The following is a 25,825-nucleotide window of genomic DNA, read 5'->3' as shown; positions in this document are numbered from 1 at the left end:
CTCAGAATATTCAATAGATGAACTGAATGAAATCGCAACAATTGCATTAGGTACCTAAAGATGTGTAGATACCTATGGTCCTAAGGTGGGGGGATTGCCGCGCTGGATTTATCTGGCCGCTTGGGGATATGCCTTGAAACAACCGCACACTACGCAGCAGAAAGCACAGAACTGGGTCGCTCAGCTATACCGTAATGTTAAGGTCATGGACTCGGCAGCACGTGCATCCTTGATCACCTTTACGCAACATGGCTTTGGTGATGTATTGCTTACTTGGGAAAGTGAAGCCTTAATGGTGGTAAAAGGTCAGAAGAACCAAAACTTTATGTTGGTTTATCCGTCTATATCGATTGTGACGGAGCCCTCGGTCGCAATTGTCGATAAAACCGTCGCAAAGAATGGCCAGATCTGGCTCGCGAAGGGTTATCTTAACTATTTATATTCGCCGGCTGGACAGGAAATTGCAGCCAAGCACTTCTATCGGCCACGTCATCCTAAAATCTGGCAGAAATATCAGGCTCAATTTCCGGCAATCAGAACTTTTACGGTGAATGAGATGTTTGAGGGGTGGGATCAAGCCGAGCATGTTCATTTTTCCCCGAAGGGAAGCTTTGAGAGAATTTACCGGATGCATGAATAAAGCATCTTTGATTTTGCTGGTTTGTCTCTGAAGAGGCAAGTGGCTAATGATCAATACCAATTTTCTCCTCTTGGTTAGAGTGCTCTGTGATCTACTTGCTTAAAAGGTGATAAAGCTACAGTTCTGTAAAAAACCTCGTTTCAAAACGGTTTTATCAATCGAAAATAATATTTTCCTACAAAAAGTCGTTTGGAGCTTGGCTGAAACAGGGTGATAATGTGCAGTTACATTTTTCATCCAGTTAAAAGCGCCTTATGTCCCATATTTCTGTATTACTCCACGAAACTGTTGATGCCTTGCTGGCAGATCGCAATACAGGAATTTATGTGGATGGCACTTTTGGACGTGGTGGTCATACCCGCTTGTTACTCTCTAAACTTGATGAAAATGCGCGTGTCTATGCCTTTGACAAAGATCCACAAGCCTTGGCGGTCGCTGCACAACTCGAACAGGAAGATCCACGTTTTAAAATCATTCATGCCAGCTTTGCCGATTTAAAGTCGGCATTGGCTCAGCTCGGTATTGAGCAGGTGGATGGCGTGATGGCTGATTTAGGCGTTTCATCACCCCAGCTAGATCAAGCTGAGCGCGGTTTTAGCTTTATGCAGGATGGACCTTTAGATATGCGTATGGATAATTCGCAAGGTCCGACTGCTGCAGAATGGTTAACCCAGATTGATGAGCAGGATTTGGCGAACGTGATTTTCCAGTACGGAGAAGAACGTTATAGCCGCCGTATTGCCCGCGCGATTAAGCAGGCCGGGTATATTGAAACCACCGCGAAGCTAGCTGAAATTGTAAAGGTGGCGCATCCTAAATGGGAAAAAAATAAACATGCGGCAACTCGCACTTTCCAGGCCATCCGTATTGCCATCAATAAAGAATTAGAAGATATTGAATCCTTCTTACCGCAAGCGGTAGAGGTATTAAAACCAGGTGGGCGATTGGCGGTGATTAGCTTCCATTCTTTAGAAGACCGTTTGATTAAACAATTTATTCAAAAAGAATCAACCTTGCCTGAAGATCATGGTTGGGGTATGCCACAGGCACAGCAGGATACCCGCCGCTTAAAGAAAATTTCGCGGGTTCGTGCCAGTGATGCTGAGGTGAAAGAAAATCCTCGCTCACGTAGCGCATGGCTTCGGGTTGCGGAACGCTTAGAATTGAAAGGCACCTCATGAAAGCAAATGTTGTTAATAAAAACGAAAGCATACAAGCATCAGGGTTAAAACGTGCAGTTACTTATGCCATTTTACTGGCACTGGTATTTATCAGTGCCATTATGGTGGTGTTTCAGGTCTTTGAGTATCGCCATGATTATCGAGAGCTCAGTGCCTTTATGCGTGAAAAGGATGATTTGAATGCGGAGTGGGGGCGTCTATTGATTGAGCAACAAACCTTCGGTGCGACGGCCCAGATTGGCACACGTGCCGTGACCCAATTGCGGATGTACTCGCCACCTGCAGCACAAACGGTGGTGATTTCTTTACCGATGAACTCTGAGAAAAAACAATAAGGCTTGCTGTATGGTCGATAAGCGAATCAAACCTGCGCGAAAAAAACAGTCTATTACAGAAAAGCCAACCCTCGCGGTCGATATGTGGCGCTTTTACCTCATGTGGGGGATCGTCCTGCTGGCATTTTTGCTGCTGGTCGGGCGGGCCTTTTATGTTCAGGTGATCAATACCGATTTCCTGCAAAATAAGGCCAATGCCAATATCTTGCGTATGGAAAAAATTCGGGCGATGCGCGGCGTCATTAGTGATCGACATGGTATCCCGCTGGCGATTAGTACGCCAGTGATGAAAATCGTGATCGATCCACGGGATTATGTCGACAATAAAAAACTCTATGACGACATCACTGCTGAACTGAAAAACGACCCACATAACCGTAAATTAAAGCGTCAGTTGCCCGATAAAAACCTGAACTTGGATGAACTGGCAGATGCGGTGGGTATGGACCGTGCGGCTTTACGCAAAGCAATCTATGATCGTCCACGTTCGCGTTATCTCATTTTGAAGAAAGAAGTGCCACCGCAACAGGCAGAAATGATTGTAAAACGCGATTTTCAGGGCGTTTATACCGAGAAAACCTACAAACGTTACTATCCACAACCACAACCGAATGCCCAGATCATTGGCCTAACCAACAGTGAAAGTGTCGGTGTTGAAGGCTTGGAAATGCAGTGGAACAAACGCCTGTCCGGTATAGACGGTGAACAGAAAATTGTCCGCGATAAAAAAGGCAACCGGGTTAAAGACCCTGAAGTGATTAAAGAAGTCGAGGCTGGTGAAAATATCACACTGAGTATCGATTCACGTTTGCAATACATTATGTACCGTGAGTTAACTGCAGCAGGTGTGGCGAATAATGCTCGCTCAGCAACCGCGATTGCGGTGGATGTGAAAACTGGTGAAATCCTGGCGATGACCAGCTGGCCATCATATAACCCGAATGACAAAAATGGTCTGAGTAATAAAGATGCCATGCGTAACCGTGCGGCAATCGACATGTTTGAACCCGGCTCGACCATGAAGCCGCTCACGGTGGCAATGGCGCTGGAAAGTGGTAAATATACGGCAAACAGTATCGTTAATACTTCGCCTGGCTCGATGCGTGTCGGTAATCATACTATTCGTGATACGCATAGTTATGGCGCGCTTACTTTGGGTGGCATCATCCAGAAATCTTCCAACGTGGGGGTGGCGAAGCTGGCTTTATCCCTACCGTATCCAACCTTGCCGACGTTCTATAAGCGTATTGGTTTCGGTCAGCGTTCTGCAGTGAAATTCCCGGGAGAGAGTTCCGGTTTGATTTTGCCACCGAGTAAATGGAATGTCTCTGAAGTGGCTACCATGGCTTACGGTTATGGTATTAATGCGACTGTTCTGCAATTGGCTCAGGCTTATGCCATGTTGGCGAACCACGGTGTGCGTGTACCACTCAGTCTGCAGAAACTGCAAGAACCACCAAAAGGTGAGCAGGTACTAGAACCTAAAATCGCCGATCAGGTACTGTTAATGATGGAAGCTGTGACTATGCCAGGCGGAACGGCCACTCAGGCTAATATTCCAGGTTATCGCGTTGCGGGTAAAACTGGTACAGCCCATAAGCTGCGTGCTGACCGTCGTGGTTATTCGGACAGTGAATATCGTGCCCTGTTTGCGGGGATGGCACCAGTGAGTGATCCACGTTTGGCGATGGTGATTGTGGTGGAAAATCCAAAAGGCCAATACTACGGTGGTCTGGTGGCCGCTCCGGTATTTGCACGTATCATGCAGGAGTCTTTACGCCTGATGAATGTGCCTCTCGATAAACCACTTGATACTCCCAAAGTCCAGTAATTAAGGTGAGCTATGTCTCTTTGTTTTCAAGATCTTTATCCTGTTGAGACCGCCGCTGGATGGGTGAATCAGCCCTTTCATGGTTTTTGTCTTGATAGCCGTAAGGTGAGCCCAGGACAGATTTTTATTGCCCTCAACAGCTTTTCCCAGCCGGAAAAAACGCTGCAATTTGCCCATGCTGCTCTAGAAAATGGAGCATTAGGCATCGTGAGTGAAGCAGATCTGGGGTTGGAACAGGCTGTGATCTGTCCTGATGTGCGTCAGTTGATGGGCCAATGGCAGAAACAGTATTTGCAAGCGACCGATCCGCAGCCTTTAGCCAAACTGATTGCTGTAACAGGAACCAATGGTAAAACCACCATTTCTCGCTTGGTGGCAGAATTGATTTTATTGCAGGGGAAGCGTTGCGCGGTTTTGGGCACGACGGGGAACGGGATTTTACCCAATTTAACCCCTTCGACGCATACCACCCTGGATGCCTTACAATTACAAAATGCCTTGCATGATTATGCCAAACAGGGTGCTGAGTTTGCAGCACTGGAAGCCAGTTCGCATGGTCTGGAACAGGGGCGTTTAAATGGTTGTGAGATTCAGGTAGCGGTCTATAGTAATTTAAGCCGAGATCATCTGGATTATCATGGCACGCTGGATGCTTATGCGGAAGCCAAAGCCCGTCTATTTCAGTTTACTTCATTAAAGTCGGCGATTATTAATCTGGATGATGCGCATGCAACGGTGATGCTGGAAGCGGCTAAGAATAATCCGGCCAAGCCTAAAATTATCACCTATGCCTTGCGTCAGGATGCGGCCTATCATGTCAGCAATTTACGCTATAGCCTGAAAGGGGCGAGCTTTACCCTGATCAGTCCACAAGGTGAATTTGACATCCAAAGCCCGTTGCTGGGACATTTTAATGTGGAAAATCTGGTGGCGAGCCTGATTGCTGCAGTATGCGCTGGTTTTGCTTTGCCGGATTTGATTGCGCAGATCCCGAATCTCAAAGGTGCGCCGGGACGCATGCAGGTGCTGCGCGATGGTGATCGCCTGTTTGTGGTGGATTATGCCCATACCCCCGATGCCTTAACTCAAGTGTTAAAAACCTTGAAACGCCATGTCGATCATCAATTGTGGACGGTCTTTGGTTGTGGTGGAGATCGTGATCGCGGAAAACGTCCGTTAATGACCAAAGCCGCGCTGGATGGGGCACATCAAGTCATTTTGACCTCTGATAATCCGCGTACCGAAAATCTGGAACAGATTTTTGCCGACATGACTCAGGGGATAGCATTTAGCCCATCTGAACTGCTCGAAATTCGCGATCGCCGTGAAGCGATTAAGTACGCCGTGCAACATGCCCAATCTGGCGACATTGTGGTGATCGCGGGCAAAGGCCATGAAAATTATCAAGAAATAGAAGGCGTGCGTCATTGGTTTGATGATGTGGTAGAAGTGCAGGCTGCGATTGATGCGCAGCATTGCCAACCGAGCACCGCTTATCCTGCTGAATAGGAATTGTTATGCATACTTCAACCACCAGCACCAGTGTGCTTGAGCCTTGGACTGCCGCAGAATTGGCAGAAGCCACCCAGGGTTATTGGTATCAGCAACGTCAACCGCAGGGGGCAATCAAACGCATCCTGACCGATTCACGACATGCAGAAGCCGGAGATGCTTTTCTGGCCCTGAAGGGTGAGCGTTTTGATGCTCACAATTTCGTGGCTCAGGTGGCGGAAAAAGGCTGTCAGATCGCGATTGTGGAACGTCCACTGGACGTGGATATTGCACAACTGGTCGTGCCGGATACCCGTTTGGCACTGGGACATTTGGGGGCGTATCGTCGTCAGCGCAATTCACAACTCAAAGCTATTGCCCTGACGGGTAGTAGTGGCAAAACCACCACCAAGGAAATGCTCGGCAGTATTCTCGGACGTTTGGCGCCGACCTTGATTACGCGTGGCAATTTAAACAATGACCTAGGTGTACCGATGATGTTGCTTGAGCTGCGTGCTCAACACCAGTATGCGGTGATGGAGCTCGGTGCCAGCCATCAGGGCGAAATTGATTACACGTCGAATTTGGTGCAGCCCCATGTTGCCGGGATCCTGAATATTGGTACAGCACATTTGGGTGAATTTGGTGGTCGTGAAGGCATTTGTCGCGCCAAATCGGAAATTTACGCCCATATCGCGGCAGAGGGGACTGCGATTGTGCCTGCAGCCGATGACTTCGCCGATGTGATTCGTCAGGTGGTACATACTGAAAAAGTATTGAGCTTTGGAGCAGGTGGTGATGTTTTTGCCACTGAAGTCGAGCTGTTGGCCCAGTCGGCAAAATTTAATCTGCATACGCCACAAGGTTCACGCCCGGTCAATTTGCCGTTTGCGGGTGTGCATAATGTACAAAATGCCACCGCTGCCACGGCTTTTGCACTCGCTTTAGGGATTGCTCTGGATGATATCGTAGCGGGTCTTGAACAGGCACAAGGTGCCAAAGGTCGTCTGAACTTTATCCAGCATCAGGGTCATTTGTTCATTGATGATACCTATAATGCCAATCCCACTTCGATGCGTGCGGCGGGTGACGTTTTAGCGCAACAAAGTGGCATTAAAGTCATGGTGCTGGGCGATATTGGTGAGTTAGGTGAAAGTAGCTGGCAAGAACATCATGATTTGGGGCGTGATCTGGTGCAATTACCGATTGATCATCTAGTTGCTGTCGGGGAATTTGCGCCGGCTACCGCACAAGGTACCGCCTCAGACAAGCTGCAGGCTTTCCCGAATCAGGCTGAAGCGCTGAATTATTTACTTAATCTGATTCAAACACATCACCCCCAATCTATGAGTTTCCTGTTTAAAGGTTCTCGTTATACCCATATGGAAACGTTGATGGCTGATTTGATGGAGAAACTTTAAATGCTGTTATGGTTGTTTGAACAGCTGGCGGGCTTTGATAGCTCGTTTCAGGTGGTTCGTTATTTAACATTACGTGCCTTGCTCAGTGTCTTGACGGCATTGACCATTGGTCTGGTTTTGGGCCCGGTGATGATCCGAAAATTACGGGCACTGAAATACGGTCAGGCCGTCAGCTCGTTTGCTCCAGAAAATCATGCCAAGAAAATGGGAACCCCGACCATGGGTGGAGTGCTCATTTTACTTTCCATTGGCATCAGTACCCTGTTATGGGCGGATTTATCCAATCCTTATGTCTGGATTGTCCTGGCGGTGATGGTGATCTTTGGTGCCGTGGGCTGGGCAGATGACTGGATTAAAATCCGTTATAAAGACAATGCGGGTTTACCGGCACGCAAGAAATTTTTCTGGACTTCGCTTGCTTCACTCGGTGCAGGGATTGCCTTGTATGTGATAGCGACCCAGCAGGCCAATCCATTACATACCAGTAACATGCTGGATTTGCTGATCCCATTCTTTAAGAACTTGTCGATTCCGCTTTCTGCGATTCCGCTCGGGATTGGCTTTATTCTCTTTACCTATCTGGTGATTAACGGTGCCTCCAATGCAGTGAACCTGACGGATGGTCTGGATGGCTTGGCCATTATGCCGATTGTACTGGTCGCAGCGGGTTTGGGCGTATTTGCCTACCTGGCCGGTGATGTACGTTTTGCCAACTATCTGCATATTCCTTATGTTAAATATTCCTCTGAACTGGTTGTGATCTGCGCTGCGATGATTGGTGCGGGTCTGGCTTTCCTCTGGTACAACGCGCATCCGGCTCAGGTTTTCATGGGTGATGTGGGAGCATTGGCTTTGGGTGCAATGCTGGGTACGATTGCCGTGATGGTACGTCAGGAAATCGTGTTTGCCATTATGGGTGGTGTGTTTGTGGTTGAGGCGATTTCAGTATTCTTGCAGATCGGTTCGTTACGTATGCGTAACAAGCGGGTGTTCCTGATGGCACCTTTGCATCACCATTATGAGAAAAAAGGTTGGCGTGAAACTCAGGTGGTGATCCGTTTCTGGATTATTACGATTATGCTGGTGGTTTTAGGCCTAATGACCTTAAAATTGCGTTAAGCAAAGCATTTTGAAAGAAGTCGGCATTTGCCGGCTTTTTTATTGCATGGAGAAATCAATGAGTGTGCTGATGTGTCCTGTGTGTCGACAGGCCTTAACCTTGGATGGCAAAACTTGGCGTTGTGAGCAGGCACATAGTTATGATGTGGCCAAGCAGGGTTATGTCAATCTGCATGTGGTACAGCATAAACATAGTAAAAATCCTGGGGATACCCCTGAGTCCGTCCAGGCACGCCGCGAGTTTTTAAATGGTGGCTTTTATCAGCCTCTACAGCAGGCAGTCGTCGAGATGATTCAACAACGCGAAGTAAAAAACTTGCTGGATATTGGCTGTGGAGAAGGTTATTACACCAGTGCCATGCAAGCGGTTGTTGAGCAATGTGTCGGGGTAGATATTGCCAAGACGGCAGTACAGCGAGCAGCAAAGCTCAATCCGGAGGTGACTTGGGTGGTGGGAACTGGTGCAACCCTGCCGGTTCTGGATGGTTCCGTTGATTTGTGTAGCAGCCTGTTTAGCCCGATTCCTCAGGCTGAAATTTTACGTGTGCTCAAGCCGGAAGGATATTTGCTGATAGTCACGCCTGCGCCACAGCATTTATATGCCATGCGGGAGGCTTTGTTTGAGCAGGTCAATCCTCATGCACCAGACAAATTTGTTGAACAGCTGCAGGAAAACTTTGAGCTGATGGCTCAACCTGTTGTGGAAAATCACTTTACCTTAGATCAGACTCAGCTAAAGAATCTGATCGCGATGACCCCTTATGCTTATAAAGCCAAAGCAGAGCGCCGTGCTGCTCTGGAAAATCAGGTAAATTTTAGTCTGACCGCCAGTTTTCAGATTTATCTGTTTCAGAAGAAAGCCGTCATTTGACGGCTTTTTTTCGGTTTACTGTACTTCCTGAATCAGATTTTCAATTGCATCGCGTTTGGGTGCAGGTTGAGAATTGGAATTCATCGATGGTGGTGCTTTTTCTGTTGGAATCAGAATTTCTTCACCGGGTAAATCAGCAAAATCATTATTTACAGAACGTGGTGCTGTTACTGGGGCTGGGCGATATAATGGGCGTGCCATAGGTGGTGAGCTGCGATCTTGCAATTCATTGTTGATCATGACTGCGTTGTTGCGCGAAATCGGTGCCTTAGCATTTTTGTCTAGGCGCACCCAGGCAGGTGCTGTGCCTTTCAGCGCTTGATCCATAAAGTTGATCCAGATCGGTAAAGCGGCTACACCACCGTACTCTCTGCGTCCTAATGTGGTTGGTTGGTCAAAGCCAACCCAGGCCACTGTCACCAGTTTGCCATTAAAGCCAGCAAACCAAGCATCTTTAGCATCATTGGTGGTACCTGTTTTTCCACCTAAGTCACTTCGGCCAATTTGCAGTGCTGCACGACCGGTACCATGCTGGATCACATCGCGCAAGATATTGGCCATGTCATAGGCTGAACTGGATTTTAAAATACGTTGAGCCTGTTTGTACTCACTTTGGGGCTGCACATTTTCTTGTGCAGCTACTTGCACTGCGGAAGCAGGTGCAGTGGTTTCAAATGCCTCATCATCAGGTGTCACAGGTTCAGTTGGTTCTGGCTGATCAGGCTCATTGATACAGGGAATGCAGGCATATTCAGGATTGGACTGGAAAATGACCTTGCCATAAGCATCCTCAATCCGGTCAATAAAATGCGGCTGAATGCGGTAACCGCCATTGGCGAAAGTGGCATAACCAGTGGCCATTTGCACAGGTAAAACTTGTGGGGTGCCGAGCGCAATGGTGTAGTTGCGAGGGATCTGTTCTTCCTGTAGGCCAAAATCCATCAATAGCTGTCGTGCCCGCTCGATCCCTACATTTTGCAGTAAACGTACTGAAACCGTATTACGGGATAAATATAAAGCGCGACGCAACGGAATCATGCCGAGATAACGACCATCTGAATTTTTCGGTGACCATTTGCCAATCGTGATCGGACTGTCATTGACCATGCTATAAGGGGTCATGCCGCGTTCTAGCGCCAGTGCGTAGATAAAGGGCTTGATGGTTGAACCTGGTTGACGCCAGCCTTGAAAGGCCCGGTTGAATTTAGACTGGTAAAAATTATAGCCGCCCACAACGGCTTCAATCGCGCCATTGTTGGGATTTAGGGCAATCAGTTGGCCTTGCACTTTGGGGATCTGCACTAAGGACCAGGCGGTTTTGTTTTCGTTCGGACGTAAACGAACAATATCTTTGACTTTTACGATTTGAGAAGCGCGACTGGGTGCAGCTCCAACACTATTTGCACTGCGATAGGGGCGTGCCCAAGCCATACCTTCCCAAGGTACAGTTACGCTAGAACCATCCTGCAAAAAAGCTTCAAAGGAGTTGCTTTCGACTTTACTCACTTTGGCTGGATAGGTGTTGGCATAAGCTACAAATTTCTCTAGAGGCTGATCATGTGCTTCAGCACCACGCCAGCCATGACGGCGATCATAGTCTTCCAAACCCGCTTGTACAGCTTGTTCTGCATACGCCTGACGTTGGCTGTTAATGGTTGTGTAGACTTTATAGCCGGAGTCGATTGCTTGTTCACCGAACTGTTCGATTAATTCGGCGCGAACCATTTCACCGACATAAGGAAAGCGGTTACTAATACCGCGATCAGGCATATTTAGGTTGATGGGTTCGGCTACGGCTTGCTGGTATTGCCTTTGATTGATGTAGCCCAGTTGCAGCATACGACCCAGAATCCAGTTGCGGCGTTCTAGTGCGCGTTCAGGATTCACAACAGGGTTGTATTTTGAAGGAGCTTTAGGTAAACCGGCAATCATCGCCATCTGGGCAATACTGAGCTGATCTAGCGTCTTGTTGTAATAAATTTTGGCTGCTGCTGCGATGCCGTAAGCATTTTTCCCCAAGAAAATCTTGTTGACATACAGGGTGAGAATTTCTTCCTTGCTTAAGTTTTGCTCAATTTTTCGCGCCAGAAAAATTTCCGTCAGTTTGCGTTTCAGAGTTCGTTCCGGTGAAAGATAATAGTTTTTTGCCACTTGCATGGTGATGGTCGAGCCACCCGTCTGCACATCGGAGCCGGTCAGGCTTTCACTGAGTGCTCGTCCTAAGCCTTTGAAGCTGATTCCACTGTGCTCAAAGAAAGAAGAATCTTCTGCCGCCAGAAAAGCGTGGATAAAGTTAGGCGGAATTTGTGAATATTCAACCGGAACGGAAAGTTTGCCGCCATATTCTGCAATTAGCTGATTATCTGCTGTATAGACCTGTAAGGGTTTTAGCAAAGGTGCTTTTTTGAGTGAGCTCATTTCGGGTAAGGATGGAGCGATATAGAGATACATCCCATAAAAACCTACTGGAATTGCGACAAGTAGCATAATTATGGCCAAAAAAAATGGATGAACTTGGCCCGAACGAGATAGCTTTTTCATAACAAGTAAGTTTTAATAAGAGCTAATGGCAAACTAATAGATGGTCAGTATAGCCTTTAGACCAGCGGATTGTTAGATGAGTTATTGTATCCGCGAAAAATTAAAGACCGAGACTGATTACTGGGTGCTTTTGGGGATAAAAAAATAATAGGAAGAGTATTGTGCTCAACAGGTTATATCGTAAACCAAATAAGGGGTTAGTAGGAGTAGATGTTAGTTCTACTTCTGTTAAGTTATTAGAGCTCTCTGTAAAGAACGGTAGATATATTGTCGAAAGCTATGCGCTTGTTCCTCTACCTGAAGGCAGTGTGGTCGAAAAAAACATCATGAATCCGGAAGCGGTTGGTGATGCATTAGAACGCGTGATTAATCTTGCGAATCCTCATGCAACTAATGCAGCAATTGCTGTGCCGACGTCCATGGTCATCAACAAGGTGATCGAAATGGATGCGGATATGAGCGATGATGAGCGTGAAGTTCAGATCCGGATGGATGCAGAACAATATATTCCTTTCCCGCTTGATGAAGTCAGTCTCGATTTTGAAGTCTTACCTGACCGTCTGGCAAATCCGAATCGAGTTCATGTGTTGCTTGTCGCTACCCGTACTGAAAACGTCGATGCACGTGTTGAAGTTCTAGATTTAGCCGGTTTGACTCCAAAAATCGTTGATGTTGAAAGCTACGCGATGGAGCGTGCCTTTAGTGTATTTGCGGATACGCTACCGATGGGTGCGAATACCGTGGGTATCTTGGATATCGGTCATACCATGACCACACTTTCGGTGATGCAGAACGGTAAAATCATTTATACTCGTGAGCAGGTTTTTGGTGGTAAGCAGTTAACCCAAGATGTGCAAAACCGCTATGGTTTGTCTTTTGAAGAAGCAGGACGTGCTAAGAAGCAGCGTACCTTGCCTGATGATTTTGAAACCGAAGTGCTTGAGCCATTTTTAGAAGCAGTGGTACAACAAGCTGCACGCTCATTACAGTTCTTTTTCTCCTCTTCGCAGTTTAATGAAATCGACCATATTTTATTGGCAGGCGGGAATGCCAATATTCCGGGTTTGCCAAAATTATTACAACAAAAATTGGGTTATCGGGTGACAACCGCCAATCCATTTCTGCAAATGGGTTTTTCACCCCAAATTGATATTAAGAAAATCGAAAATGATGCTTCCTCCCTCATGGTGGCATGTGGTCTCGCATTGAGGAGTTTTGATTAATGGCAAAGATTAACTTGCTGCCTTGGCGTGATGAGCTCAGGGAACAACGAAAAAAACAATTTATTATGATCTGTTTGGCTGTCGTGTTGTTGGGGGCGACAGCAGTAGCGGGGGCATGGTTTTATTATGATCACAAACTTGCCGATCAGGAACAGGCCAATCAGTTGGTGATGAGTACCAATCAAAATCTGGATGTGCAGTTAAAATCTCTGCAAGGTTTGCAAGAGCGCCGTAATGCAGTGATTGAGCGCATGAAGCTGATCCAAGGGTTACAAAGTCAGCGTCCGATTGCAGTGCGTTTAATTGATGAAATTGTGCGTGTAACACCTGCCAATATGTACCTGACGAAATTTACCCGTGCAGGCGATAAATTTACCATTGAAGGTAAGGCGGAAAGTCCAAATACTGTGGCAGAACTTTTGCGTTCTTTAGAAGCCTCGCCGTGGTACCGCAATGCTTTTATGAACTCTTTCTTGGCTGCTGAAGAACGAAAAGATAAGGCACCAAGTTCACTTGTGCCACGTGTGGAAGAAAGTTATGGCAGTTTTGTTGTAACCGTTGACTTGGGTGAAATTGCAACAACAGAAACTGCAGGTACAGAAACACAAGGTGCTTCAGAAGTGGGAGCAGCAAAATGAGCCGTGATGAATTTGACCAAGTAGAGTATGAAGCTGCTGTACCGACTAAAAAGAAAATGACGCTGGATCAATTTATTAAGCAGTTTAATACATTAGATCCTAACAACTACGGTAGTTGGCCTTTATCAGTCAAGGTGACTTGCTGGATTTTTATTTTTCTCATGGTGGGTGCTGTTGGTTATTTCTTGGCAATTAAGCCAAAGCTTGAAGCGATTAGTAATGCTCAAGCGCAAGAACAGAACTTGCTGAACGAGTTTCGCGAGAAAGACTCAAAATTAAGAAATCTACAGCAATACCAAGCACAACTGCAGGAAATGGAGGCGAACTTTAACCAGCAGTTAGAGCAATTGCCAAAAGAAACTGAAATTCCGGGTTTGGTGGAAGATATTAACGTGACTGGTGTGAATGCAGGTCTGAAATTTAAAAACATTCGCCTTGAAGAAGAAATCAAACAAGAGTTCTTTATTGAACAGCCGATTGATATTCAGGCCAGCGGTGATTATCACTCCTTTGGTGCCTTTGCGAGCGGCATTGCAGCCTTGCCACGTATTGTGACTTTGCATGATTTTACTATCGAAGCTAAACCGAGTGCAGATAAGAAAAATGCTGATATTCCTGAAGTAAGTTATTCAGTGAAAGCAAAAACCTACCGTTATATCAGTGCAGAAGAGCAGGCGAAAAATCAACAACAAGCGCAGCAGAATGGTCAAGGAGGGCAGTCAAAATGATGAAGATAAAGCTCTCGGCAATGTTCATGCTAGGAATTGTCCTGGTGGGATGTGATTCAAGAATTGATGCGGTTAATGAGCAAATGGCAGTCATCCGTAATCAGCCTCCATTGGCGATTGACCCCGCTCCAGTTTTTACACCTGTTCCGACATTTGATTACGCCGCTCAACAGTTAAGAAGTCCATTTTTGCCTACTTCTCTGGCAACCGAACTACGAATCATGGCTGGTAAGCGAGTTTATCCGAACCTCTCTCGCCCACAACAGCCATTAGAAAGCTATGCCATTGAAACCTTGAATATGAAAGGCAGTATGCGTGGTCAAAATGGTCAGATCATGGCACTGATACAAACACCTGATGGTGAGATTGAGCGTGTCCAGGTGGGAAGCTATATGGGCATGAACCATGGCCGTATTATCAAGATTGGTCCAACGCAAATTGATCTGATTGAGATCATTCCCGATGGGCGTGATGGCTATGTCGAACGTCCAAGAAGTCTCGTGTTGATTGGCCCAGCACCATAAAATCAAGGGAATAACAATGAAAAAGAGTTTTAAAGAATTTTTAATTGGGGATAGCACAATGAACCCTTTATGTCGTCAATTCTCTCTCGGTGTTGTTGCTGCGGCTGTGATGCAAGCCGCCAGTGCACAGGTGAGTATCACTAATGTGGTTCCAATGCAGATTCCTGGGCAGGGCACAGAAATTCGTGTGATGTTTAATGGCTTGCCGCCACAGCCGCAAGCGTATCAGTTAGAACAACCTTCACGTCTCATTCTGGATTTTGACAAGGCTCAACAATCTTTAAATCAATCGACTATTCCTGTAGCAACGCAAGAAGCCAGCTCTGTTGAGGTCGCTTCTGATGCGCAGCGTTCACGTTTGATTGTTAATTTAAAAGAGGCGGGTACCTTTACCACACGCGTAGAAGGTAATACCTTTATTCTAAAAATTAATAATCTTACACAACAGCCAACACTACCTACGTTGGCTCCAGCCGCAAAGAAAGCTGCACAAGGGATTGCAAATATTGGCTTTCAACGTGGTAGCCAAGGTGAGGGTCAAGTTGTGATTGACCTGCTAGGATCAAATACACCAGCAGATGTACAGCAGCAAGGTAGCAAGATTGTTGTGCGGATGCTGGGAAATAAAATTCCAGCACATCTAGCCCGTCGTTTAAATGTGAATGACTTTGCAACCCCTGTTGCAACTGTAGATGCTTATAATGATGGTGGTAATGGTGTGATTACTATTCAGTCGAATGGTAGTTATGAATATATGGCTTATCAGGCTGAAAATAAGCTAACAATTAGCCTTAAACGTCCGGAAGAAAAGAACACAGTAAAAGCACGTAACAGCAATCTCTATACCGGCAAAAAGATTTCTCTGGACTTCCAAGATATTGAAGTACGTCGTGTATTGCAGTTGTTGGCAGACTTTACGGGCATCAATATGGTGGCTGCAGATAGCGTACAAGGTAATATTACCCTGCGTTTGAAAGATGTGCCTTGGGATCAGGCACTTGATATTATTCTAAAAACGAAGAATCTTGATAAGCGTCGCAATGGTAACGTGATCTGGATTGCACCAGTGGCAGAGTTAATTAAAGCTGAGGATGAAGAAGCTAAAGCTTTAGCACAAAGTATAAAATTGGCTCCAATCCAAACCGATTATATTCGATTAAATTATGCCAAAGCTGCCGATGTGCTGAAGTTGATTGAAGAATCTCGAGATGGTAAAGGTGCAGTCTCTAATCGTACTGCAAATTCAGACTCTCTCGCTTTGGAAAGTTTGTTGAGTCCACGTGGGAGTGCCGTTGCGGATACTCGTACCAATACTTTAATCGTGAATGACACGGCACAAAATATTGATAAAGTTCGTAAAATGATTGACTTGCTTGATGTTCAGGTTAAGCAAGTCATGGTTGAAGCCCGTATTGTACGTGCTTCCACCTCATTCAGTAAAGAATTGGGGGTAAAGTGGGGTATCTTATCTCAAAGTGTTACTGGTAATAATGACTTGCTCGTTGGCGGTAGTGATACCACTTTGTGGAATTTGCGTGAGCCAAAAGTAGATGAAAAAACTGGTAAAGCGACTTACACCATTGAGCGTCCTCAAAACTTGAATGTGGATTTAGGTGTGACTAATCCTGCAGGTCGAATCGCTTTTGGTTTAATTAGCATGTCTGATTTTATGTTGGATTTAGAACTTTCCGCGTTACAAGCTGATGGTTATGGGGAAGTGATTTCTACGCCTAAAGTCATGACAGCTGATAAGCAGGCGGCAAAAATTGCAACAGGTCAGCAGGTACCCTATCAAACAACGACGAATTCTGCATCTGGTTCCACTGCGAATACTCAATTTAAAGATGCTTTGTTAAGTTTGGAAGTGACACCAAGCATTACACCAGATGGAAAAATTCAGATGAAATTGAATATTGCGAAAGATTCAATTGCAGGTGAAGCGCCTAATGGTGAATTGATCCTAAATAAAAATGAAATCAATACGAATGTATTGGTTAATAATGGTGAAACGGTCATTCTAGGCGGGGTGTTTGAACAAACAACAGCGAATACTCAAACTAAGGTGCCTTTTTTGGGTGATTTGCCTGGTGTGGGGCGTCTGTTCCGTAAGGATGTTAAATCAGATGATAAGCAAGAGTTACTGATTTTTGTGACACCTCGAATTGTTAATGACAGTGTGGCTGGAAATCATTAATATAATTTTAATTCAAGCAATACAATAGGTGACTCCTTGCCAAGCAAAGAGTTTGAAACCCTACCAAATATCTATTTGGTAGGGCCCATGGGGGCGGGAAAAACAACGGTTGGGCGCCATTTGGCTGAGCTTTTAGGGCGAGAGTTCCTAGATAGTGATCACGAAATTGAGCGGAAAACAGGTGCAACCATCCCCTGGATCTTTGAAAAAGAAGGTGAGCAAGGTTTCCGTAGTCGTGAAACGAGTGTGATTGATGAGTTAACACAACGATCAGGCTTGGTTGTGGCGACGGGCGGTGGTGCGGTCACCCAAGCACCGAACCGTGAATTTTTAAAACAGCGGGGTATTGTAGTTTACCTTTATACGCCTGTTGAGATTCAGTTACAGCGTACCTATCGCGATAAAAACCGTCCTTTATTACAAGTAGAAAATCCCGAACAAAAATTACGTGACTTGTTAAATGTCCGTGATCCTTTGTATCGAGAAGTGGCGGACTATATTATTGAAACCCATCAAGGTGCAGCTAAAGATTTAGCACAAAAAATCTTACAGATGATTGCTGCACAAACACTTTCTTAAATAAATTTTACTGGTTCTCTTGTCATGCAAACCCTATATGTTGAATTAGGTGATCGTCGTTATCCTATTTTTATTGGTAGTGATCTAGATCCTCAATCACTGCTAGCACCTTATATTAAAGGTCAGCAGGTGATGATTGTGACCAACACGACCATTCAACCTTTATATTTACAACACTATGTCGATGCAATTCAGGCACTGGGTAAAAAGGTCGCGAGTTGTGTCTTGCCGGATGGTGAAAAGTATAAAGACATTCAGCATCTTAATCTGATTTTTGATGCATTGTTGGAAGCTGGGTTTAACCGTGATTGTACGGTGTTGGCTTTAGGTGGTGGTGTGATCGGGGATATGGCAGGTTTCGCTTCTGCGTGTTTCCAGCGTGGTGTGTATTTTATTCAGGTGCCGACAACTTTATTGTCTCAAGTTGATTCGAGCGTGGGTGGGAAAACCGGTATCAATCATCCTTTAGGTAAAAACATGATTGGGGCTTTTCAGCAGCCGCAAGTTGTAATGGCAGATATGTCACAATTAAAGACCTTGCCTGATCGTGAATTGTCTGCTGGTTTGGCGGAAGTCATTAAATATGCCTTGTTGGGTGATCTGGAGTTTTTGGCTTGGCTTGAGCAGCATATGGAAGCCTTGGTCGCCCGTGATCCTGAACTGTTGGCTGAAGCCGTGTATCGTTCTTGTGCACATAAGGCACGCATTGTAGCAAATGATGAGAAAGAGCAGGGTGAGCGTGCTTTGCTGAATTTGGGTCATACTTTTGGCCATGCGATTGAATCCTATCTAGGATATGGCGTGTGGTTGCATGGTGAAGCTGTTGCGACCGGTATGGTGATGGCAGCTGATTTATCCAAACGTATGGGCTGGATTTCTGATGAAGATCTGCAGCGTACAAAAAATATCATTCAACGGGCCAATTTGCCGATAGTATGTCCGCATATTCCACTGGATGAATTTTTGGCCTATATGTCACATGACAAAAAAGTTTTGAATGGGCAGCTACGTTTGGTGTTATTACGTGAGCTAGGTAAGGCGATCATTACCAAAGAGTTTGATGTGGAAAGCATGCAGCACGCCATTCTGGCCAATCAACAACAGGTATAGGGTAAAGTTATGATGGCAGTCCGCAAGTCCCGGCAAAATATACAGGCTTATATTTGGTGGGGTGGTGGATTGTCATGCCTAGTGCTCGCGCTGATTTTCTGGGCTATGACGGATCGTGATGAGGTGGTAGAAGTTCACCCGTCAGATGAATCTACAGCCCAAGTACAAATTCAGCCTGAAAAAGTGGCAGTGATGACCCAACTTGGTGCATTAACACGAGAAGTGCGACCGCTGGATTTAACTTCTCGTGTGGTTACCGTGGGTCAGCATGAATCAGAATTTCGCGGTACCAAGTTCATACAAGCACAGCAAAAGAAATGGACCATTGAGCTGTTTCGGGCTGCCGAAGAAGATGTGATTAAAGGTTTTTTACAGCAGAGCCCTGATCGCAAGAATTGGATCTATTTTCGTCTTAGTGGACAAAACCAAATTGAGCAATATGTATTAAGTTATGGATTGTTTGACAGTCAGGCTGCAGCACAAGAAAAACTTGAAAGCTTAAATTTAAACTTGCCTGGCTCTATTCAACCACAGGCGAAGGCTATTGCTGATTATGTTCCCTACGTAAACGATTTGGGAGCAGAAGAAGTGAAAAGCGCAAGTTTATACGCTATTCAATTAAAACCAGCACCTTTACCGAAGGAAACAGAACTGTCATTTAATCGTGCAATCTCTTTGCCACGTTCTCCTCAGTCAAATTCTGCTGGCAACGCCACAACGGTTACGACCATTACTCGTCGTGATCAGAATGGGAATGTGGTCGATGTGCAACGTTCACAAGGTTCGGCTATTTCCCCTCGTATATCTTCTAATCAAGAGGAATAAAGAAAACTGCGGTCGGTGATCAGTAATGGTCTAAAATAGCGCAACATAAAAACAATAAGATTTTATTTTGCACAAAAATAGTGCGAATATGTTTTGCCTACTTTTGGGTTTTTTGTTATAAATTTATTGTTTTTCATAGAATTAAACTTGATTTTAAACAAATTTAAATATTGGCATGACTTTTGCTTTAATGATGTGCTAATTCTGCTAAGAGTCCCCATTTTGGCGCTAAAAGCGGCAATTAGTGTGCGAAATCGTCATTTTTCCTAGCTTCAAGATAGTGCACAGGAAAAGCAAAAAAACATTTTTGAGCTAAAAATACGCCATTTGTCATTAAAACAGCGTATATTTTGCTCAAGCCTCTATGTTTTCACTCGACATTTACCTGAATGAGAGTAAACAGACAAAATCGCAAAGAGCCTGTTGATTGTTTTTATGCTCGTAAGAGCCATGTTAAAAAGAAGGGTACGCTATGCACATGCCATCGCCTAATACTGTAGCTCCCGCTCAAGGTTTATACCAACCGGATGAGTTTAAAGATAACTGTGGTTTCGGTTTGATCGCCCATATGCAAGGGGATGCAAGCCATGACTTAGTCAAGACCGCGATTCACAGTTTAAGTTGCATGACGCACCGTGGGGGTATTGCCGCCGATGGAAAAACGGGCGATGGATGCGGCTTGCTGTTGGCTATGCCAAAACAATTCTTTCGTGATGAAGCGCAAAAATTAGGTGCTGAACTGAGTGATGTGTTTGCTGCAGGTACGGTATTCTTAAATATTGATCCAGCGCTCGCACAGAATGCAAAAAATGTTCTGAACAAGGCACTTGAAGCAGAAGGCTTGAGCGTTGCAGCATGGCGTGTGGTACCAACCAATAATGATGCATTGGGCGAAATTGCACTACAGTCTTTGCCAGCATTTGAACAGATTCTGGTGAACTGTCCAGTTGGTTTGTCTGAGGTTGAATTTAACCGTAAGCTTTTCATGGCACGTCGCCGTGCAGAACAACAGCTGCAAAATGACCCGCTATTTTATGTCACAACTTTAGCGACGACTGTAATCAGCTATAAAGGCTTGATGATGCCGGCTGCGATTGCTGACTTCTATCCAGATTTGGCTGATGAGCGTTTAACTTCGCACATTGTGGTATTCCACCAACGTTTCTCTACGAATACGTTGCCACGCTGGCCATTGGCACAGCCGTTCCGTTACTTGGCGCACAATGGTGAAATCAACACCATTACGGCAAACCGTAACTGGGCAATGGCGCGTACACCAAAATTCGAAAACCCATTGCTTCCAGGCTTGACTGATCTTAATCCAATCGTAAACCGTACGGGTTCGGATTCTTCTAGTTTGGATAACATGCTGGAAATCCTGGTCGGTGGTGGCATGGATCTATTCCGTGCCTTACGTATGCTTGTTCCACCAGCATGGCAAAATGTTGAAACTTTAGATGCAGATTTACGTGCTTTCTATGAGTTCAACTCTAAACACATGGAAGCATGGGATGGTCCTGCAGGTCTAGTGATCCAGGATGGTCGTCATGCGATCTGTATGCTGGACCGTAATGGTTTACGTCCGGCACGTTGGGTGATCACTAAAAATGGTTATATCACCTTGGCTTCTGAGATTGGTGTTTGGGGCTATGAACCTGAAGATGTCGTATCGAAAGGCCGTGTGGGTCCAGGTCAGATTCTGGTGATTGATACTCAGACTGGTAAATTGCTTGATACTCAAGCGGTAAGCAATCATCTGAAAAACATGCGTCCTTACCGTGAATGGTTGCGTGAGCGCGCTGTACGTTTACAAGGTAGCCCAGAGCTTGAAGAGCAACTGGTTGAAAAAGGCCTTGCTGGCGATGCATTAAAAGCTGCACAAAAAATGTTTATGGTGACGTTTGAAGAGCGTGATCAACTGCTACGTCCAATTGCTGAAAGCGGTCAGGAAGCAGTAGGCTCGATGGGTGATGATACGCCAATGGCAGTCTTGTCACGTCAAGTACGTCACGTATCTGATTATTTCCGTCAGCAATTTGCTCAGGTAACTAACCCGCCAATCGACCCATTACGTGAATCGATTGTCATGTCGCTTGAGACTTGCTTAGGTCGTGAACAAAATGTTTTCGAACAAAGCCCGGATCATGCAGATCGTTTGATTATTTCAAGCCCAGTATTGTCAAACTCTAAAATGCAGCAAATTCGCGATCTAAATCGTGAAGGTTATGCAATTGCAGATATCGACTTGAACTATGCTGAAGATGAAGGTCTAGAAGCTGCCCTCAACCGTATCTGTGAAGAAGCTGCGCAAGCCGTTCGTGACGGTAAGACTTTGTTAGTATTGTCTGACAAGAATATCCGTCAGGGCTATTTGCCAGCCAATGCGGTGTTGGTGACAGGTGCTGTACACCATTACTTGATTCAAGTAGGTCTACGCACAGATGCTAACCTGTTGATCGAAACCGGTCTTGCACGTGATCCACACCAATTTGCCGTTTTACTTGGTTTTGGTGCGACTGCGATCTATCCATACTTGGCTTATGACGTGATCAATGACTTGGTTGCCAAAGGCGAGCTATTAGGTGATCCGATCCAGGCACAAGCAAATTTCCGTAAAGGGATTGAAAAAGGCCTGTTGAAAGTCCTTTCTAAAATGGGTATTTCAACAGTTGCCTCTTACCGTGGCGGTCAGTTGTTCGAAGCGGTAGGTTTATCTTCAGAAGTTGTAGATAAATGCTTTATCGGTGTGCCAAGCCGTATTCAGGGTGCAACATTTGCAGACCTTGAAAATGACCAGAAAAAACTGGCAACTGTGGCTTGGCAGAACCGTAAACCAATCGACCAAGGTGGGATGCTGAAATTCGTGTTTGGTAAGGAATACCATGCCTTTAACCCAGACGTGATCAATTCATTACACAAAGCGGTACGTTCAGGCAACTATCAAGACTTTAAAGAATATGCTGAGCTAGTCAACAATCGTCCGATTGCGACGATCCGTGACTTATTCAAACTAAAAACCACAAACTCTATTCCATTAGAGCAAGTGGAATCGATCAAAGAGATTCTGCCACGCTTTGACTCTGCGGGTATGTCTTTAGGTGCGCTTTCACCGGAAGCACATGAAGCGATTGCGATTGCGATGAACACGATCGGTGGTCGTTCGAACTCAGGTGAAGGCGGTGAAGATCCGGCGCGTTATGGCACAATCCGTAACTCGAAAATCAAACAGATCGCTTCGGGTCGTTTTGGTGTAACTCCTGCGTACCTAACTTCTGCTGAAGTCCTGCAGATTAAAGTTGCTCAGGGTGCAAAACCGGGTGAAGGTGGTCAGTTACCAGGTGGTAAAGTGAACAGCCTGATCGCACGTCTACGTTACTCAGTACCGGGCGTCACCTTGATTTCACCTCCACCGCACCACGACATTTATTCGATTGAAGACTTGTCACAATTGATCTTCGACTTGAAACAGGTGAACCCGCAAGCGATGGTTTCTGTGAAACTGGTTTCTGAGCCAGGCGTGGGTACAATTGCTGCTGGTGTTGCGAAAGCTTATGCAGACTTCATTACCATTTCTGGTTATGACGGTGGTACTGCGGCGTCTCCGTTGTCGTCTATCCATCATGCGGGTTCACCATGGGAATTGGGTCTATCTGAGGCGCATCAAGCCCTTCGTGTTAATGACCTGCGTGGCAAAGTCCGTGTACAAACGGATGGTGGTTTGAAAACTGGTCTAGATGTGATCAAGGCTGCGATTCTAGGTGCAGAAAGCTTCGGTTTCGGTTCAACTCCAATGATCGCGTTGGGCTGTAAATTCTTGCGTATCTGTCACTTGAACAACTGTGCGACAGGTGTTGCGACACAGCAAGATCACTTACGTAAAGAGCATTATATTGGCGAGCCAGAAATGCTGATCAACTTCTTCCAGTTTATTGCGGAAGAAACACGTGAATGGTTGGCTGCTTTAGGTGTTGCATCACTGAAAGACTTGATTGGCCGTGTTGATTTGCTTGAAGTATTGCCAGGCGAAACTGAAAAACATGCACACTTGGATTTGAGTGCCTTGTTGACTTCACATCCAGCAGCTGAAGGTAAAGCACAGTACTGTCAAGTTCAAGGCAATGCACCGTTTGATAAAGGTGTCTTGGCTGAACAGATGGTGGCTGACATGTTGCCAACCATCGAAGCAGGCGAAACTGGCACGTTTAGCTATACGGTAGGCAACTGTGACCGTTCTATTGGTGCGCGGATTTCTGGTGAAATTGCACGCCGTTATGGCAACCTGGATATGGAAGCGCATCCGGTGGTGTTGAACCTGACTGGTACAGCAGGTCAATCTTTAGGTGTTTGGAACGCAGGTGGTCTTCATATCAAACTGGAAGGTGATGCGAACGACTACGTGGGTAAAGGTATGGCGGGTGGTCGTATTTCGATCTTCCCACCAAAAGGTTCACCATTCCAAACACAAAATACTGCAATTATCGGTAATACCTGCTTGTATGGTGCAACTGGTGGTAAACTCTTTGCTGCTGGTACAGCTGGTGAGCGTTTCGCGGTACGTAACTCAGGTGCCTTTGCCGTAATTGAAGGTGCTGGCGATCACTGCTGTGAATATATGACTGGTGGTGTGGTTACTGTACTGGGTAAAGTTGGTCACAACTTTGGTGCAGGTATGACCGGCGGTTTTGCTTACGTACTAGATCTCGACAATGACTTTGTAGATTACTACAACCATGAATTGATCGATTTAACCCGTATTTCAACCGAGTCGATGGAAGATCACAAAGAAAATCTACTTCGCATCTTGGATGAGCATATTGCAGAAACAGGTAGTGCTTGGGCGTACAAGATCCGCAATGAGTTCGATTACTACAGCCGCAAATTCTGGCTGGTAAAACCAAAAGCAGCGAGCTTATCGTCGCTTTTGAAAACAACTCAAGCTGATCCACAATAATTCCACTACTGCATATAATCAGGCTGGCGCGGGCAAAACCTGCGCCTACCCACGGAGAGAGACATGGCAGAGCGCCTAAATAATGACTTTCAATTTCTGGATGTACCACGCCAAGATCCAGAGAAAAAAGATATTACTGTCCGCAAAGCAGAGTTTGTGGAAATCTATAAGCCGTTTACCGCGGAAATTGCGGCAAACCAGACCCATCGTTGTTTAGGTTGTGGCAACCCGTATTGCGAATGGAAATGTCCAGTACATAACTACATTCCAAACTGGTTAAAGCTGGTTGCGGAAGGTCGTCTTTTCCAGGCAGCTGAATTGTGTCACCAAACCAACACCTTGCCAGAAGTTTGTGGTCGCGTATGTCCACAAGACCGTTTATGTGAAGGCGCATGTACGCTGAACGACGGTTTTGGTGCGGTGACGATTGGTAATGCTGAAAAATATATCAACGATACTGCGTTTGCATTGGGCTGGCGTCCAGATATGTCGAGTGTGAACTGGACAGACAAAAAAGTTGCCATCATCGGTGCAGGCCCTGCAGGTTTGGGTTGTGCAGATATCCTGGTGCGTAACGGTGTTAAACCGGTGGTTTTTGACAAACGTCCAGAGATTGGTGGTTTGCTGACTTTTGGTATTCCAGAATTCAAAATGGAAAAAGATGTGATGAAACGCCGTCGTGAGATTTTCACGGGTATGGGCATTGAATTCCGTCTGAATACTGAAATTGGTAAAGATGTGACTATCGACCAGCTGTTGACTGAGTATGATGCTGTGTTCATGGGCATGGGAACTTATACCTATATGAAAGGTGGTTTCCCGGGTGAAGACCTGAACGGTGTCTATGATGCGCTTGATTTCCTGATTGCCAACGTAAACCGTTGCCAGGGTTGGGAAAAAGATGCCTCTGAATACATCAGCATGGAAGGTAAAAAGGTCATCGTTCTCGGTGGTGGTGACACTGCGATGGACTGTAACCGTACCTCAATTCGCCAAGGTGCTTTGGATGTGACTTGTGCTTACCGTCGTGATGAAGCGAATATGCCAGGTTCACGCCGTGAAGTGACCAATGCGCGTGAAGAAGGGGTGAACTTCCTCTTCAACCGCCAGCCAGTGGAAATTGTCGGTGAAAACGGCAAAGTGACTGGTGTGAAAGTCGTTACAACCCAATTGGGTGAGCCAGACAGCCGTGGTCGTCGTAGCCCTGAGCCAGTTCCAGGTTCTGAAGAGATCTTACCTGCAGATGCTGTATTGTTAGCGTTCGGTTTTCGTGCAAGCCCGGCAGAATGGTTTGCTGATGTGAGCGTAAACTTGGATGGTTCTGGTCGTGTTGTCGCACCTGAACAACAAGCATTTAAGTTCCAGACTTCAAACCCGAAAATCTTTGCGGGTGGTGATATGGTACGTGGTTCTGACTTGGTCGTTACTGCGATCTGGGAAGGCCGCCAAGCTGCTGAAGGCATTTTGGATTATCTCAACGTATAATAATCCCAAAACAAAAAAGCCCGTTACGACGTAATGCCAGTCAGTTAAGCAACATTTAGCCAAATGCTGTAAAAATGAGTGTATATAAATACGCTCATTTTTTTTTATGACTTTATCTGAGAATTTAGATTTAACCCT

18 protein-coding genes and 1 pseudogene are annotated in these 25,825 nt (G+C 45.7%); 18 read left to right on the top strand and 1 reads right to left on the bottom strand.

All coding sequences use genetic code 11. The features are described 5' to 3' along the window. Positions 1 to 70: 70 nt before the first annotated feature. From PAE54_RS10605 to PAE54_RS10570, 8 genes and pseudogenes are all read left to right on the top strand, one after another. Positions 71 to 640: pseudogene (locus PAE54_RS10605) on the top strand (sulfate ABC transporter substrate-binding protein); the annotation flags it as partial. 254 nt (positions 641 to 894) lie between these two features. After that, entirely contained in the window at positions 895 to 1,821 is a 927-nt protein-coding gene (rsmH, locus tag PAE54_RS10600) for a 16S rRNA (cytosine(1402)-N(4))-methyltransferase RsmH (protein ID WP_326519414.1), read from the top strand. Beyond that, positions 1,818 to 2,156, top strand: a complete 339-nt coding sequence (gene ftsL, locus PAE54_RS10595; RefSeq protein WP_326519413.1) for a cell division protein FtsL — start codon at positions 1,818 to 1,820, stop codon at positions 2,154 to 2,156. Before rsmH ends, ftsL begins: the two co-directional genes overlap by 4 nt. 10 nt (positions 2,157 to 2,166) lie before the next feature. Next, a complete protein-coding gene (gene ftsI / locus PAE54_RS10590; protein ID WP_326519412.1) occupies positions 2,167 to 3,987 on the top strand; it encodes a penicillin-binding protein PBP3 in 1,821 nt (606 codons plus the stop codon). Positions 3,988 to 3,999: 12 nt separating this feature from the next. Then, positions 4,000 to 5,496 carry a UDP-N-acetylmuramoyl-L-alanyl-D-glutamate--2,6-diaminopimelate ligase gene (locus PAE54_RS10585; protein WP_326519411.1) on the top strand — a complete coding sequence of 499 codons (1,497 nt, stop codon included), beginning with the start codon at positions 4,000 to 4,002 and terminating at the stop codon, positions 5,494 to 5,496. An 8-nt stretch (positions 5,497 to 5,504) separates the two neighbouring features. Beyond that, positions 5,505 to 6,899 (top strand): UDP-N-acetylmuramoyl-tripeptide--D-alanyl-D-alanine ligase, encoded by a 1,395-nt coding sequence (locus tag PAE54_RS10580; RefSeq protein WP_326519410.1) that lies wholly within the window; start codon positions 5,505 to 5,507, stop codon positions 6,897 to 6,899. Then, positions 6,900 to 8,018 (top strand): phospho-N-acetylmuramoyl-pentapeptide-transferase, encoded by a 1,119-nt coding sequence (gene mraY / locus PAE54_RS10575; protein WP_326519409.1) that lies wholly within the window; start codon positions 6,900 to 6,902, stop codon positions 8,016 to 8,018. Positions 8,019 to 8,076: 58 nt separating this feature from the next. Beyond that, entirely contained in the window at positions 8,077 to 8,889 is an 813-nt protein-coding gene (locus PAE54_RS10570; protein ID WP_326519408.1) for a putative RNA methyltransferase, read from the top strand. A gap of 15 nt (positions 8,890 to 8,904) precedes the next feature. Here the strand turns inward: PAE54_RS10570 and ponA are convergent, their stop codons facing one another. Continuing rightward, positions 8,905 to 11,430, bottom strand: coding sequence for a penicillin-binding protein PBP1a (gene ponA, locus PAE54_RS10565; RefSeq protein WP_326519407.1), 2,526 nt, complete (start codon positions 11,428 to 11,430; stop codon positions 8,905 to 8,907). A 161-nt stretch (positions 11,431 to 11,591) separates the two neighbouring features. Here ponA and PAE54_RS10560 point away from each other — a divergent pair, with 161 nt between their 5' ends. From PAE54_RS10560 to PAE54_RS10515, 10 genes are all read left to right on the top strand, one after another. Beyond that, complete coding sequence (locus tag PAE54_RS10560; RefSeq protein WP_273777606.1) at positions 11,592 to 12,653, top strand: pilus assembly protein PilM; 1,062 nt, start codon at positions 11,592 to 11,594, stop codon at positions 12,651 to 12,653. Further along, positions 12,653 to 13,291 (top strand): PilN domain-containing protein, encoded by a 639-nt coding sequence (locus PAE54_RS10555; protein ID WP_273777605.1) that lies wholly within the window; start codon positions 12,653 to 12,655, stop codon positions 13,289 to 13,291. The genes PAE54_RS10560 and PAE54_RS10555 overlap by 1 nt, the downstream gene beginning before the upstream one ends. Further along, on the top strand, positions 13,288 to 14,019 hold the full coding sequence (locus tag PAE54_RS10550) for a type IV pilus inner membrane component PilO (protein ID WP_326519406.1): 732 nt from the start codon (positions 13,288 to 13,290) through the stop codon (positions 14,017 to 14,019). The genes PAE54_RS10555 and PAE54_RS10550 overlap by 4 nt, the downstream gene beginning before the upstream one ends. Next, the gene (locus PAE54_RS10545) at positions 14,016 to 14,543 is read left to right on the top strand and encodes a pilus assembly protein PilP (protein ID WP_442784397.1); all 528 of its coding nucleotides are present in this window, start codon (positions 14,016 to 14,018) and stop codon (positions 14,541 to 14,543) included. Before PAE54_RS10550 ends, PAE54_RS10545 begins: the two co-directional genes overlap by 4 nt. A 58-nt stretch (positions 14,544 to 14,601) precedes the next feature. Next, positions 14,602 to 16,737, top strand: a complete 2,136-nt coding sequence (locus PAE54_RS10540; RefSeq protein ID WP_326519405.1) for a type IV pilus secretin PilQ — start codon at positions 14,602 to 14,604, stop codon at positions 16,735 to 16,737. A 36-nt stretch (positions 16,738 to 16,773) separates the two neighbouring features. Beyond that, entirely contained in the window at positions 16,774 to 17,316 is a 543-nt protein-coding gene (gene aroK, locus PAE54_RS10535; RefSeq protein WP_273777603.1) for a shikimate kinase AroK, read from the top strand. Between the two features lie 24 nt (positions 17,317 to 17,340). Further along, entirely contained in the window at positions 17,341 to 18,426 is a 1,086-nt protein-coding gene (gene aroB / locus PAE54_RS10530) for a 3-dehydroquinate synthase (protein ID WP_326519404.1), read from the top strand. Positions 18,427 to 18,435: 9 nt separating this feature from the next. Next, positions 18,436 to 19,251, top strand: coding sequence for a hypothetical protein (locus PAE54_RS10525; protein ID WP_326519403.1), 816 nt, complete (start codon positions 18,436 to 18,438; stop codon positions 19,249 to 19,251). A 478-nt stretch (positions 19,252 to 19,729) separates the two neighbouring features. Beyond that, the gene (gene gltB / locus PAE54_RS10520; protein ID WP_326519402.1) at positions 19,730 to 24,202 is read left to right on the top strand and encodes a glutamate synthase large subunit; all 4,473 of its coding nucleotides are present in this window, start codon (positions 19,730 to 19,732) and stop codon (positions 24,200 to 24,202) included. Between the two features lie 63 nt (positions 24,203 to 24,265). Beyond that, positions 24,266 to 25,687, top strand: a complete 1,422-nt coding sequence (locus PAE54_RS10515) for a glutamate synthase small subunit GltD family protein (RefSeq protein ID WP_326519401.1) — start codon at positions 24,266 to 24,268, stop codon at positions 25,685 to 25,687. Positions 25,688 to 25,825 lie beyond the last annotated feature (138 nt).

Origin of the sequence: Acinetobacter minutum (genome assembly GCF_035916735.1) — a bacterium.
GTDB lineage: Bacteria > Pseudomonadota > Gammaproteobacteria > Pseudomonadales > Moraxellaceae > Acinetobacter.
Note: the sequence above shows the minus strand (reverse complement) of the source record. Positions and strands in the feature narration are given on the sequence as shown.